Source organism: Nocardioides aequoreus, from assembly GCF_000720335.1.
GTDB lineage: Bacteria > Actinomycetota > Actinomycetes > Propionibacteriales > Nocardioidaceae > Marmoricola > Marmoricola aequoreus.
Window position 1 is genome coordinate 286,466 of the sequence record NZ_JOJN01000004.1, and the last position, 13,542, is coordinate 300,007.

Genomic DNA, 13,542 nt, shown 5'->3' on the forward strand with positions numbered 1-13,542 from the left:
CCGATAGGGTCGGTCCATGGGGGACTTCTCCGAGTGGATCCGCGAGTACGGCTGGCAGAGCTGGCTGGTGCTCGCGGCGGTGCTCGGTGGGCTCGAGATGCTGGGGCTCGACCTCTGGCTGATCATGCTCGCGGGGGGCGCGCTCACCGGCGCCGTCGTGGCCGCCTTCGGGGCGCCCTTCCTGCTGCAGCTGGGGCTCGCGATCCTCACCTCGGTGGCGCTGCTCGGGCTGGTGCGCCCCAGCGTGATCCGCAGGATCCACACCGCACCGACGCTGCGGATCGGTCACCACAACCTGATCGGGCAGCGGGCCGTGGTGCTCGACGAGCTCGGGGGTGACGGTCCGGGCCGGATCAAGGTGGCCGGGCAGGAGTGGACCGCCCGTCCCTACGACGAGGACGACCGGATCGCGAGCGGCGCCCAGGTCGACGTGGTCGAGATCAAGGGCGCGACGGCGTACGTGCTGCGCGTCTACACACCGGAGCCGGGCACGGGTCTCGGCACCGCAGGAGACGAGGGGTAGACGATGGGCTTCACGATCGTGCTGGTGGTGCTGGCGGTCTTCGCGGCACTGCTGCTGTTCCGGGCGGTGCAGATCGTGCCGCAGTCACGGGTGGGCATCGTCGAGCGGCTGGGCAAGTACCAGCGGACGCTGACCGAAGGCCCCAACCTGATCGTCCCCTTCATCGACCGGGTGCGCTACAAGATCGACCTGCGCGAGCAGGTCGTCTCCTTCCCGCCGGTGCAGGTGATCACCGAGGACAACCTGAGCGTCGACATCGACACCGTCATCTACTTCAGCGTCACCGACCCGGTCTCCGCGACGTACGAGATCGTGGACTACATCCGCGGTGTCGAGCAGCTGACCATCACCACCACCCGCAACATCGTGGGCGGCATGGACCTCGAGGAGACGCTGACGTCGCGTGACCGCATCAACCGCGAGCTCTCGCAGGTGCTCGACGAGGCCACCGGCCGGTGGGGGATCAAGGTCAACCGGGTCGAGATCAAGGCGATCGACCCGCCGGCCTCGATCAAGGACTCCATGGAGAAGCAGATGCGCGCCGACCGCGACAAGCGCGCCGCGATCCTCACCGCCGAGGGTCAGCGCCAGTCGGCGATCCTCAGCGCCGAGGGCAACAAGCAGGCCTCGATCCTCTCCGCCGAGGGCGACCGGGAGTCGCAGATCCTGCGTGCCCAGGCCGAGCGCGAGGCCGCCATCCTGCGTGCGCAGGGCGAGGGCCAGGCGATCCAGACCGTCTTCCAGGCGATCCACGACGGCCGGCCCGACCAGTCGCTGCTGGCCTACCAGTACCTGCAGATGATGCCCAAGATCGCCGAGGGCTCCGCCAACAAGGTCTGGGTGGTGCCCTCCGAGATCACCAAGGCGCTCGAGGGCCTGGGCTCCTCGCTGCACCAGGTCGCCGGGATCCCGCAGCACACCGGTGGTCCGCGCACGCGGGTCGACATGGGCTCCACCGAGGTCGAGGTCCCGGACCCGGGCGAGTCCAGTGCCTCGGCCGCCGTGCAGGAGGCCATCGCCGCCGCGGAGGAGTCGTCGCGGGCGGTGCAGCCGCCGGCCCAGCGACCGTCGTCCGAGACGCCCGTCGCGGCGGACCCGGCGGTGGGCCCCGCGCCGACCGACCCGACCGACCCGCCCGCGCCGGAGCCGCCCCGCGACTGAGGCTGCGCGGGCGTCGGGCACAGTAGGCGCCCGTGGAGATCTGGGAGGCCGTCGCGATCCTGCTCGCCGGCATGGCCGCGGGCACCATCAACGCCGTCGTGGGCTCGGGCACGCTCATCACCTTCCCGACGCTGCTGGCCTTCGGCGTCCCCCCGGTCGCGGCCAACGTCTCCAACACCATCGGCCTGGTCCCGGGCTCCGCCTCCGGCGCCTTCGGCTACCGCCGCGAGCTGCGCGGCCAGGGCCGCCGGGTGCTGGTGCTCAGCTCGGCCTCGCTGGCCGGGGGAGTCGCGGGCGCGGTGCTCCTGCTGGTGCTCCCGTCGGCCGCCTTCGACGCCGTCGTGCCCGTGCTCATCCTCCTGGGGTGCCTGCTCGTGGTGGTCGGCCCGGCGCTGCAGCGGCGGGTCGCGGCGCGGGCCGAGTCACGCGGCGGGCTCAAGGACACCGGCGCGTGGTGGGTCTGGCCGGCCGTGGCCGCCACCGGCGTGTACGGCGGCTACTTCGGCGCGGCGCAGGGCGTGCTGCTGGTCGCGGTGCTCGGCATCGGCATCGCCGACACCATGCAGCGGCACAACGCGACCAAGAACGTGCTGGCCGGCCTGGTCAACGCCGTCGCCGCCGTGATCTTCATCGTCCTCTCCGTGGTGCCGGTACCGGGCTTCGAGAGCGCGCTGGGCACGGTCGACTGGCGCGTCGTCGGACTGATCGCCGCCGGGTCCGTCGTCGGCGGGCAGCTGGGGGCGAGCGTCGGCCGCAAGCTGCCGCCCCTCGCGCTGCGCGGCGTGATCGTGGTGGTCGGCCTCGTGGCCGTGGTCTCCTTCGTCTGGTGAGCCGTCCCCGGGCCGATGAGTCGCCTCGGGCTCGCGGGTCGCACCCGACGACCCGTCCCTGACCCCGAGCCCCAGGAGTCCGCCGTGCGCCAGCTGATCGTCACCGAGTTCATCAGCCTCGACGGCGTCGTCGAGGCGCCGGGCGGGGGCGACCACCCGCACGCGGGGTGGACCTTCCAGCACGTGGCCTTCGACGAGGCGGCCTACGAGATCAAGGGCCGCGAGCAGGAGGAGGCCGGCGGCCTGCTGCTCGGCCGGGTCTCCTACGACGAGTTCGCGCCGGTGTGGCCGAGCATGGAGGAGTTCGCCGGCTACAACGCGATGCCCAAGTACGTCGTCTCCTCGACGCTGACCGACCCCGCCTGGCACCGCACCAGCGTGCTGCGCTCCCTGGAGGAGGTCGCCGAGCTCAAGCGGGGTGACGGCGGTCCGCTGCTGGTGCACGGCAGCGCGACGCTGGCGCAGGGGCTCGCGGAGGCCGGCCTCGTCGACCGCTACCACCTGCTCGTCTTCCCGCTGGTGCTCGGCGCCGGCAAACGGCTCTTCGACGACATCAGCGGCACCCTGCACCGGCTCTCGCTGGCCGAGCACGCGGCGTACGGCAACGGCGTGACGCTGCAGGTCTACGACGTCGTGCGCTGACTCGCGCGCCCCGTGCGTGCATCGGCCGGGATTGGGCATGGAGAAGGTCCCGGCTGTGACGGTTGACACTGCCTCGTCGAGGTCCGTAAATTCCGGTCTCAGGAGTAAACCTTCCACGATACGAAATTCTCGGCAAGGAGTGGCATGGCAGAGCGAGTTCAGGCCGGTGGACTGCAGGTGGCTGCGGAGCTGCACCGCTTCGTCGAGGAGGAGGCGCTCCCGGGCTCCGGCCTCGACCCGCAGCAGTTCTGGGACGGTCTCGGTGCCCTGGTGCGCGACCTCGCCCCGCGCAACCGCGAGCTGCTCGCGCGGCGCGACGAGATCCAGGCGGCGCTCGACGACTGGCACCGCGAGCACCCCGGCACCCCCGACCCCGACGCCTACGCCGCCTTCCTGCGCGAGCTGGGCTACCTGCTCGACGAGCCCGAGGACGTGGCCGTCACGACCGACGGGGTCGACGACGAGGTCGCCCGCATCCCCGGCCCCCAGCTGGTGGTGCCCCTGCTCAACGCGCGGTTCGCGACCAACGCCGTCAACGCGCGCTGGGGCTCGCTCTACGACGCCCTCTACGGCTCCGACGTGGTCCCGACCGACGGTGAGCTCGCCCCGGGCGACTCCTACAACAAGGCCCGCGGCGACGAGGTGATCGCCCGGGGCCGCGCGCTGCTCGACGAGCACTTCGCGCTGGCCTCCGGCTCCCACGCCGACGCCACGGCGTACGCCGTCGACGACGACGGCCTCCTCGTCACGCTGAAGGGCGAGGGCGTCCGGCTCGCCGACCCGACCCAGCTCGTCGGCTACCGCGGTGCGCGCGAGGCGCCCGAGGGCGTCGTGCTGGTCCACCACGGTCTGCACGTCGAGATCCAGGTCGACGCCGACGACGCGATCGGCTCCACCGACGCCGCCGGGGTCAAGGACCTGCTGGTCGAGTCGGCCGTCTCCACGATCATGGACCTCGAGGACTCCGTGGCCGCCGTCGACGCCGAGGACAAGGTGCTCGGCTACCGCAACTGGCTGCGCCTGATGGACGGCACGCTCGCCGAGGAGGTGAGCAAGGGCGGCAAGACCTTCACGCGAGCGATGAACCCCGACCGCGACTACACCTCGCCGAGCGGCGACACCGTCACCCTGCGCGGCCGCTCGCTGCTCTTCATCCGCCAGGTCGGTCACCTCATGACCACCAGCGCCGTGCTCGACGCCGACGGCCAGGAGGTGCCCGAGGGCCTGCTCGACGCCGTCGTCACCGGCCTCGGGAGCCTCAAGGACGTGCAGGGCCGCACCGAGCGGGCCAACTCCCGCACGGGGTCGGTCTACGTCGTGAAGCCCAAGATGCACGGACCCGACGAGGTCGCCTTCGCCGTGGAGCTCTTCGGCCGCGTCGAGCAGCTGCTCGGCATGGACCCGCTGACCATCAAGGTCGGCATCATGGACGAGGAGCGGCGTACGTCGCTCAACCTCAAGGCCTGCATCGCCGAGGCCAAGGACCGCGTGGTCTTCATCAACACCGGCTTCCTCGACCGCACCGGCGACGACATCCACACCTCGATGCAGGCCGGCCCGGTCGTGCGCAAGGCCGCGATGAAGCAGACCGACTGGATCGCCGCCTACGAGGACCTCAACGTCGACATCGGCCTGGAGTGCGGCCTGCTGGGCCGCGCCCAGATCGGCAAGGGCATGTGGCCCGCGCCCGACAGCCTCGCCGACATGTACGAGGCCAAGGTCGGCCACCCGAAGGCCGGCGCGACCTGCGCCTGGGTGCCCTCGCCGACCGCGGCGACCGTGCACGCGCTGCACTACCACCAGGTCGACGTGCGCGCCCGTCAGGAGGAGCTCGCCGCCGGCGGACGCCGCCGCGACCGCGAGCAGCTGCTGCGCATCCCGCTCGGCGACCCCGCCGACTGGTCCGACGACGACCGGCAGCAGGAGATCGACAACAACCTGCAGAGCCTGCTCGGCTACGTGGTGCGCTGGGTCGACGCCGGTGTCGGCTGCTCCAAGGTGCCCGACATCACGGGCGAGGCCCTGATGGAGGACCGCGCCACCTGCCGGATCAGCGCCCAGCACGTCGCCAACTGGCTGCACCACGGCGTCGTCGACGCCGAGCAGGTCGAGGCGACGCTGCGCCGCATGGCCGAGGTGGTCGACGGGCAGAACGCCGGGGACTCGTCGTACACCCCGATGGCGCCCGACTTCGACGGCCAGGCCTTCGCCGCCGCGCACGACCTGGTCTTCGAGGGCCTCACCCAGCCCTCGGGCTACACCGAGCCGATCCTGCACCGCCGCCGTGCCCTGAAGAAGAAGGAGCTGTCGTGACCCTGGACCTGGAGACCGCCCGCACGATCGTGGCCGGGGCGCGTGCCCACGGCCGCGAGGCCGGCTACAAGCCGCTGACCGTCGTCGTGCTCGACGCCGGGGGCCACGTCGTGGCCGTCGAGCGCGAGGACGGCTCGTCGATCGGCCGCTTCGACATCGGTCGTGGCAAGGCGCAGGGTGCGCTGGCCCTCGGCATGGGGTCGCGCTCGATCATGAAGCGGGCCGAGGACCAGGCCTACTTCGTCGCTGCGGTCACCCACGCGGTGGGCGGCTCGCTCGTCCCCGTCCCGGGCGGCGTCCTGGTGCGTGACGGCGAGGGTGCCCTGCTCGGTGCCGTCGGCATCACCGGCGACACCTCCGACCACGACGAGGCAGCCGCGGTGGCCGGGATCGAGAGCGCCGGGCTCACCGCCCAGGTCGACTAGAGACGAGGACCAGCACATGTCGAGCAGCCCGGCGACCACGGCGCCAGCACCCGAGTCGGTCGACCAGCGCATCGCCGCGGTGGCCGACGTGGCACGACGGCTGCTCCCCGAGGAGGGCGTCATCACCGACCGGGCCCGGCTGCGCACCTACGAGTGCGACGGCCTGGCCCACTACCGGGTGACGCCCGCGCTGGTCGTGGTGCCCGAGACCGCCGAGCAGCTCGCCGAGGTGGTGCGCGCGTGTGCCGACCACGCGGTGCCCTACGTGGCTCGTGGGTCGGGCACGGGGCTCTCCGGCGGCGCGCTGCCGCACGCCGAGGGCGTGCTGGTCGTGACGTCACGGATGCGTGAGATCCGGGAGGTACGCCGCGAGGACCAGCGCGCGGTCGTCGAGCCGGGCGTCATCAACCTCGACGTCACCCGGGCCGCGACGCCGCACGGCTACTACTACGCGCCGGACCCCTCCAGCCAGCAGATCTGCTCCATCGGCGGCAACGTGGCGGAGAACTCAGGCGGTGCGCACTGCCTGAAGTACGGCTTCACCGCCAACCACGTGCTCGGCGCCGACTTCGTGGCCCCCGACGGCGAGCACGTGCCGCTGGGGGGCATGGCGCCCGACGCGCCGGGCTACGACCTGCTCGGCGCGGTCATCGGCTCCGAGGGCACGCTCGGCATCGTCACGACGGTCACCGTGCGCCTGACGCGCCTGCCCGAGGAGGTGCGCACCCTGCTGGTCGGCTTCGCGTCCACCGACCAGGCCGGGGCCGCGACCTCGGCGATCATCGCGGCCGGCATCGTGCCGGCGGCCATCGAGATGATGGATGCCCTGGCCATCGAGGCGGCCGAGGCCGCGGTGCGCTGCAACTACCCCGACGGCGCCGGCGCGGTGCTGGTGATCGAGCTCGACGGCTCGGTGCACGACGTCGAGGCGGAGTTCTCCGACGTCGAGCGGCTCTGCCGCGAGCACGGCTCCTTCGAGCAGCGCCTGGCCACCGACCCGGCCGACCGCGCGCTGATCTGGAAGGGCCGCAAGTCCGCCTTCGCCGCGGTCGGGCGGATCAGCCCCGACTACATCGTCCAGGACGGCGTGATCCCGCGCACGGCGCTGCCCGAGGTGCTCTCGCGCATCGCCGCGCTCTCGGAGGAGTCCGGCGTACGGGTGGCCAACGTCTTCCACGCCGGTGACGGCAACCTCCACCCGCTGGTGCTCTTCGACGACGCCGTCGAGGGCGCGGGCGACGCGGCCGAGAAGGTCAGCGGCGCGATCCTCGACCTGTGCATCGAGCACGGCGGGTCGATCACCGGCGAGCACGGCGTCGGCATGGACAAGGCGAAGTACATGCCGCGCATGTACTCCGACGACGACCTCGACACCATGCAGCTGGTGCGCTGCGCCTTCGACCCGCACCACCTCTCCAACCCCGGCAAGCTCTTCCCGACCCCCCGCCTGTGCGGCGAGGTGCCCGGCCGCAAGAAGGCTCCGCACCCGCTGCAGGCGGCCGGTCTGGCCGAGGTCTTCTGATGGCCGCGAGCACGACGACCGACCTCGACGGCGCGCGCGAGGCACTGACCTCGGTCTGCGGCCGGGTGGGCGAGCTGGAGGAGGCCTCCGACGGCGTCGACGGCGTCCGTCCGGGGCTGGTGGCCGGGCCGAACGACGTCGACCAGGTCGCCGCCGTGATGCGGGTCTGCAGCGAGCGCGGCCTCTCCGTGGTGCCCCGGGGACGCGGCACCAAGCTCACCTGGGGCACCCCGCCGGCGAGTGCCGACGTGCTGCTCGACCTCTCCGCCCTCGACCGGGTGCTCGACCACCAGGCCGGTGACCTGATCCTGGCCACGCAGGCCGGCGTCCGGCTCGCCGACGTGCAGTCCGTGGCCGCCGAGGGCGGCCAGCGGCTCACGCTCGACGAGACCGTCCCGGGGGGCTCGGTCGGCGGCATGCTCGCGACCAACGCGAGCGGGCCCCGACGGCAGGCCGTCGGCACCGCGCGCGACCTGCTCATCGGCATCACGGTCGTGCGCCACGACGGCGTCGTGGCGAAGGCCGGCGGCCGCGTGGTCAAGAACGTCGCGGGCTACGACCTCGGCAAGCTGCTCGTCGGCTCCTTCGGCACCCTGGGCGTGATCGTCGACGCCACCTTCCGGCTGCACCCGGTGCCCGCCGCGACGCGCTGGGTCTCCGCCGCCTTCGACGGCCCGGCCCGTGCGCACGAGCTGGTGCAGGCCGCCGTGCACAGCCAGGTGGTGCCCGCGGCGGTCGAGCTCGAGCAGGACGAGCAGGGCGGCCGGGTGCACGTGCTCCTCGAGGGCCGTCCCGACGGGGTCGCCGGCCGCACCGAGGCGCTCCGCGCGCTCCTCGGGCCCGACGCCACCGACGCCGAGGAGCCCCCGGCGGGCGGAGCGGCGTACCCGTGGGACCTGGCGGCGACGGGCGACGAGCGCGACACCGCCCTCAAGACGACCTTCGCGCTCTCTGGCCTCCCCGACGTGCTCGGCGCCCTCGGCGACCTCGACGGCCTGCGCCTGCGCGGGTCGGCCGGCGTCGGCGTGCTGTACGCCGCCCTGCCGCACCGCACGGCACCCGCCGACGTCGCGGCCACCGTCGAGCGGCTGCGTGGCGTCTGCGGACGCCACGGGGGCAGCGTGGTCGTCGTCGACGCGCCCGCGGCCGTCAAGGACGCCGTCGACCCCTGGGGTCCGGTGCCCGCCCTGGCGCTGATGCGCCGGGTCAAGGAGCAGTTCGATCCCGACCACCGGCTCTCGCCTGGTCGCTTCGTGGGAGGAATCTGAATGACCGCACAGCGCGACACCGACGGCACGCTCGGCGACATGGGGTCCATCGTCGACCCCGCCGACGTGCTCGGCGGCCCCTCCGTGGGGGCGTTCGACGACCACCACCCGCCGGACGCCGCCCTGATCGGCGACTGCGTGCACTGCGGCTTCTGCCTGCCGACGTGCCCGACCTACGTGCTGTGGAGCGAGGAGATGGACAGCCCCCGCGGCCGCATCTACCTGATGAAGGAGGGGCTCGAGGGCGAGCCCATGTCCGACTCGATGGTCGGTCACTTCGACGCCTGCCTGGGGTGCATGGCCTGCGTCACCGCGTGCCCCTCGGGCGTGCAGTACGACCGCCTCATCGAGCAGACGCGTGCCCAGGTGGAGCGCCGCCACGAGCGGAGCCCGGGCGACAAGGCGCTGCGCGGGCTGATCTTCTCGATCTTCCCGCACCCGCGACGGCTCCGGCTGCTCCGGGGCCCGCTGCGCGTGCTGCAGCGCACCCGGCTCGACAAGGCGATGCGGCGCACCGGTCTGCTCGACAGGGTCGCGCCGCAGCTGGCCGCCATGGAGCGGCTCGCGCCGCGACTGGGCAAGCCCCAGCCGCTGCCCGAGCGGATCGCCGCCCAGGGGGAGCGCCGGATGACCGTCGGCATGCTGGTGGGCTGCGTGCAGGGCGCCTTCTTCCCCGGCGTCAACGCCGCCACCGCCCGGGTGCTGCGCGCCGAGGGCTGCGAGGTCGTCGTCCCCCCGAGCCAGGGCTGCTGCGGCGCGCTCTCGGTGCACAACGGCCGTGAGGCCGAGGGCCAGGACTACGCCCGGGTGCTCGTCGACGCCTTCGACGAGGCCGGCGTCGAGCGCATCGTGGTCAACGCGGCCGGCTGCGGCTCCACGATGAAGGAGTACGCCGAGCTGCTCGCCGACGACCCGGCGTACGCCGAGCGCGCGGCGGCCTTCGCCGAGCGGGTGCGCGACGTCAGCGAGATCCTCGTGGAGCTCGGCCCGGTCGCCCCGCGGCACCCGCTCGAGGTCACCGTCGCCTACCACGACGCCTGCCACCTGGCGCACGCCCAGGGCGTCCGGTCGCAGCCGCGCGAGCTGCTGCGCGCCATCCCCGGCCTGGAGCTGAAGGAGATCGCCGAGGGCGACCTGTGCTGCGGCTCCGCCGGTGTCTACAACATCCTCAACCCCGAGCCCGCGCAGGAGCTGGGTGACCGCAAGGCGCGCAACATCGTGGCCACCGGCGCCGAGCTGCTGGTGACGGCCAACCCCGGCTGCCTGATGCAGGTCACCTCCTCCATCGAGCGCTCGGGCCACCCCATGGGCATGGCCCACACCCTCGAGGTGCTCGACGCCTCGATCCGCGGCGCGCCGGTCGCCGAGCTGCTCTAGCCTGCGATCCACGACCGCCCCACACCCAGGAAGAAGGCTCTCGGATGGACAGCCTGCCCGTGCTCAGTCTCCTCGCCCTGTCACCCATCGCCGTGATCGGCGTGCTCATCGCCGGCTTGCGCTGGCCCGCGAAGTACGCCATGCCGATCGGCTTCGTGGTCGTCGTGGCGGTGGCACTGCTGGCCTGGGACATGGAGCTCGTCGCCGTCGCGGCCGCCTCGGTGCAGGGCCTCATCATCGCGGCCACGCTGCTCTACATCATCTTCGGTGCGCTGCTCCTGCTCGAGACCCTCACCAAGAGCGGAGCGATGGCCACGATCCGCTCCGGCTTCACCACGATCAGCCCCGACCGGCGTGTGCAGACGATCATCATCGGATGGCTGTTCGGCAGCTTCATCGAGGGAGCCTCCGGCTTCGGCACTCCGGCGGCCGTCGTGGCGCCGCTCATGCTGGCCCTGGGCTTCCCCGCCCTGGCGGCGGTCATGGTGGGGCTGATCATCCAGAGCACGCCGGTGAGCTTCGGGGCTGTCGGCACCCCCATCCTGGTCGGCGTCAGCCAGGGGCTCTCCGGCGGAGGCGGGGTCGACGAGCGAGTCGCCTCGACCACCGGCTCCTACGACTCCTACATCGCCCAGATCGGTCTGAACGTCGCCTTCATCCACGCCCTGGTCGGCATCTTGATCCCGATCTTCCTGGTGTGCTTGCTCTGCGGCTTCTTCGGTGAGCAGCGGCGTTTCGCCGACGGTCTCGGCGTGTGGAAGTTCGCCGTCTTCGCCTCGCTGGCGATGACGGTGCCCTCGGTCACCGTCGCGGCCCTCCTGGGCCCGGAGTTCCCCTCCCTGCTCGGTGGCTCGATCGGTCTCGCGCTGGTCATGTGGACCTCCAGCAAGGGGTTCCTGATGCCCAAGGACACCTGGGACTTCCCGCCGCGCGATCGCTGGGAGGACCGCTGGATGGGAAGCATCGCCGCAGGCGCCGGGGCCGAGGACCTCTCCGAGCGCAAGATGTCGATCGTGCGCGCGTGGGCGCCATACGTCATCGTCGGCGCCCTCCTGGTCCTGACCCGGACCGTGGCGCCCCTGAAGGAGTTCCTCCAGATCACCACCGCCGTCACTTTCGAGAACATCTTCGGCACCGGGATCAGCCAGGCGGTCGAGCCTTTCTACCTCCCGGGCTTCGTGCTGATCCTCGTGTGCCTGATGACCAACGTGCTGCACCGGATGAGCGGACGGCAGATCGCCGAGACCTGGAAGGTCGCGGGTGGCCAACTGGCCGGGGCAGCGGTGGCGCTGCTCTTCGCGCTGCCCCTCGTACGGGTCTTCATCAACTCAGGACCGGACTTCAACGCGTCGGGCATCGCCAGCATGCCACTCACGCTCGCCGAGGGCGCCGCGGCGGCGACGGGAGACGCCTGGCCCCTGGCCGCGCCGTGGATCGGGGCGCTGGGAGCCTTCGTGGCGGGCTCCAACACGGTCAGCAACCTGACCTTCTCGCTCTTCCAGTTCTCGACCGCCGAGCAGATCGGCGCCAGCCCCGAGGTAGTCGTGGCCACTCAGGCGGTCGGAGGTGCCGCGGGCAACATGATCACCATCCACAACATCGTGGCCGCCTCCGCCACGGTGGGCCTGCTGGGCCGCGAGGGCGACCTGATCCGCAAGACGATCATCCCGACCGTCTACTACTGCCTGACGGCAGGAGCGATCTCCTTCATCTGGATCAACGGCTTCGGCCTCAACGCGGGCAGCCTGCTCCTGGTGCTCGTGCTCCTGGGTCTCGGCCTGCTCGTGCACAGGCTGTTGCGCGCACCCTCCGCCGAGAGGGCCGCAGCGCCGCGCGAGGAGTAGGTCGACGCCCTGGCGAGGACCGGCACGCGTGGCCGCCACGCAGACCGACGACCCGCCTGAGATGGAGACATCTCAGGCGGGTCGGCGTACGGCGTGATCAGCCGATGACGCCCTCGGGCTCGGTGGGGTGCGGGGCGGGCGGGTCGGCGGCGCCGGCGCGCACCGTCTCCTCGATCCGCTTGCCGAGGTCGGGGTCGACGCTCTTCCAGTAGTCGAAGACCCGGGGGAGCGTCTGCTCCTTCACGCCGCCGAGGATGTGGCCGGAGACGTTGGCGACGAAGCGGTCGCGCATGTCGTCGTCCCACACCTCGTTGACCAGCGTGCGGGCCTGCCCGAAGTCGTCGTCCTCCTCACGCAGCGCGTAGGCCTGGCGCACCATCTCACCGTCGGCCTCCCAGCCGTCCTCCGCCCCGCCGGTGAGGTCGCTGTAGCCGCGGCCGTAGCTGTTGGGCGCGTACACGGGGGCGTCACCGGAGTGCTCGTAGGCCATCGGCCCGTCGAAGGTGTAGGTGTTGACGGACTCGACGTTCTTCGGCCGGTTGACGGGCAGCTGGTGGTAGTTGGGACCGATCCGGTAGCGGTGCGTGTCGGCGTAGGAGAAGACCCGGCCGAGCAGCATCTTGTCGGGGCTGAAGCCGATCCCGGGCACCACCGCGCTCGGCTCGAACGCCGCCTGCTCGATCTCGGCGAAGAAGTTGTCGGGGTTGCGGTTGAGCGTCATGGTGCCGACCTTGATCAGCGGGTAGTCGCCGTGCGGCCACACCTTGGTCAGGTCGAAGGGGTTGAAGCGGTAGGTCTTCGCGTCCTCGTAGGGCATCACCTGCACGTGCAGGGTCCAGGACGGGAACTCCTCGCGCTCGATGGCCTCGCGCAGGTCACGACGGTGGAAGTCGCTGTCCTCGCCCGCGATCTGGTCGCCGGACTCCTGGGTCAGGCACTTCACGCCCTGGTCGGACTTGAAGTGGTACTTGATCCAGTGCTTCTCGCCCGCCTCGTTGACCCACATGTAGGTGTGGCTGCCGTAGCCGTTCATGTGGCGCCAGCTGCGCGGCAGGCCGCGGTCGCCCATCAGCCAGGTGACCTGGTGGGCGGACTCGGGGTTGTGGGTCCAGAAGTCCCACTGCATGTCGTTGTCGCGCAGCCCGGAGCCACCACGACGCTTCTGCGAGCGGATGAAGTGGGGGAACTTCATCGTGTCGCGGACGAAGAAGACCGGGGTGTTGTTGCCGACCAGGTCGTAGTTGCCCTCGGTCGTGTAGAACTTCAGCGAGAAGCCGCGCGGGTCGCGCCAGGTGTCGGGGGAGCCCTGCTCCCCGGCCACCGTCGAGAAGCGGGCCAGCATCTCGGTCTCGACGCCGGGCTGGAAGAGCGCCGCCTTGGTGTAGGCCGAGACGTCCTCGGTGGTCACGAAGGTGCCGAACGCTCCGGACCCCTTGGCGTGCACGTTGCGCTCCGGCACGCGCTCACGGTTGAAGTGCGCCATCTGGTCGAGGAAGTGGTGGTCGTGCAGCAGGATCGGCCCGGTGTCGCCGAGGGTGAGCGAGTTGCGGTCGCTCGGCGCCGGCGCTCCCGTCACGGTGGTCGATCCGCCCTGCGGACGGCTGCTCTCGGACACGGCTGGGTTCCTCTCGTCGGTG

11 protein-coding genes are annotated in these 13,542 nt (G+C 71.8%); 10 read left to right on the forward strand and 1 reads right to left on the reverse strand.

What is annotated here, in order from left to right:
- Positions 1–16: 16 nt before the first annotated feature.
- The 10 genes from IG63_RS0110270 to IG63_RS0110315 all read left to right on the forward strand — a co-directional run bounded on the left by IG63_RS0110270 (position 17) and on the right by IG63_RS0110315 (position 11,905).
- Positions 17–523: an NfeD family protein gene (locus IG63_RS0110270; RefSeq protein WP_036195027.1), complete on the forward strand. Its 507-nt coding sequence runs from the start codon at positions 17–19 to the stop codon at positions 521–523.
- A 3-nt stretch (positions 524–526) separates the two neighbouring features.
- Entirely contained in the window at positions 527–1,684 is a 1,158-nt protein-coding gene (locus IG63_RS0110275) for an SPFH domain-containing protein (protein ID WP_051706534.1), read from the forward strand.
- A 32-nt stretch (positions 1,685–1,716) separates the two neighbouring features.
- Entirely contained in the window at positions 1,717–2,514 is a 798-nt protein-coding gene (locus tag IG63_RS0110280) for a sulfite exporter TauE/SafE family protein (protein WP_030484286.1), read from the forward strand.
- A gap of 84 nt (positions 2,515–2,598) precedes the next feature.
- Positions 2,599–3,156, forward strand: coding sequence for a dihydrofolate reductase family protein (locus IG63_RS0110285; protein WP_030484287.1), 558 nt, complete (start codon positions 2,599–2,601; stop codon positions 3,154–3,156).
- 144 nt (positions 3,157–3,300) lie between these two features.
- On the forward strand, positions 3,301–5,469 hold the full coding sequence (locus IG63_RS0110290) for a malate synthase G (protein WP_030484288.1): 2,169 nt from the start codon (positions 3,301–3,303) through the stop codon (positions 5,467–5,469).
- A complete protein-coding gene (locus IG63_RS0110295) occupies positions 5,466–5,894 on the forward strand; it encodes a GlcG/HbpS family heme-binding protein (RefSeq protein WP_030484289.1) in 429 nt (142 codons plus the stop codon). Before IG63_RS0110290 ends, IG63_RS0110295 begins: the two co-directional genes overlap by 4 nt.
- A 16-nt stretch (positions 5,895–5,910) precedes the next feature.
- Positions 5,911–7,416, forward strand: coding sequence for an FAD-linked oxidase C-terminal domain-containing protein (locus tag IG63_RS0110300; RefSeq protein WP_084596931.1), 1,506 nt, complete (start codon positions 5,911–5,913; stop codon positions 7,414–7,416).
- Positions 7,416–8,684, forward strand: a complete 1,269-nt coding sequence (locus IG63_RS0110305; RefSeq protein ID WP_030484291.1) for an FAD-binding oxidoreductase — start codon at positions 7,416–7,418, stop codon at positions 8,682–8,684. The genes IG63_RS0110300 and IG63_RS0110305 overlap by 1 nt, the downstream gene beginning before the upstream one ends.
- Entirely contained in the window at positions 8,685–10,061 is a 1,377-nt protein-coding gene (gene glcF / locus IG63_RS0110310) for a glycolate oxidase subunit GlcF (protein WP_245604386.1), read from the forward strand. It abuts the gene before it with no gap.
- Positions 10,062–10,105: 44 nt separating this feature from the next.
- Entirely contained in the window at positions 10,106–11,905 is a 1,800-nt protein-coding gene (locus IG63_RS0110315) for an L-lactate permease (protein ID WP_030484293.1), read from the forward strand.
- Positions 11,906–12,002: 97 nt separating this feature from the next.
- Here the strand turns inward: IG63_RS0110315 and IG63_RS0110320 are convergent, their stop codons facing one another.
- The gene (locus tag IG63_RS0110320) at positions 12,003–13,520 is read right to left on the reverse strand and encodes a catalase (protein ID WP_030484294.1); all 1,518 of its coding nucleotides are present in this window, start codon (positions 13,518–13,520) and stop codon (positions 12,003–12,005) included.
- Positions 13,521–13,542 lie beyond the last annotated feature (22 nt).

Excerpts from the sequence above, each read along its gene's own strand:
- IG63_RS0110270 (WP_036195027.1), top strand. The coding sequence starts at position 17 with ATGGGGGACTTCTCCGAGTGGATCCGCGAGTACGGCTGGCAGAGCTGG.
- IG63_RS0110275 (WP_051706534.1), top strand. The coding sequence starts at position 527 with ATGGGCTTCACGATCGTGCTGGTGGTGCTGGCGGTCTTCGCGGCACTG.
- IG63_RS0110290 (WP_030484288.1), top strand. The coding sequence starts at position 3,301 with ATGGCAGAGCGAGTTCAGGCCGGTGGACTGCAGGTGGCTGCGGAGCTG.
- IG63_RS0110300 (WP_084596931.1), top strand. The coding sequence starts at position 5,911 with ATGTCGAGCAGCCCGGCGACCACGGCGCCAGCACCCGAGTCGGTCGAC.
- IG63_RS0110305 (WP_030484291.1), top strand. The coding sequence starts at position 7,416 with ATGGCCGCGAGCACGACGACCGACCTCGACGGCGCGCGCGAGGCACTG.
- glcF (WP_245604386.1), top strand. The coding sequence starts at position 8,685 with ATGACCGCACAGCGCGACACCGACGGCACGCTCGGCGACATGGGGTCC.
- IG63_RS0110315 (WP_030484293.1), top strand. The coding sequence starts at position 10,106 with ATGGACAGCCTGCCCGTGCTCAGTCTCCTCGCCCTGTCACCCATCGCC.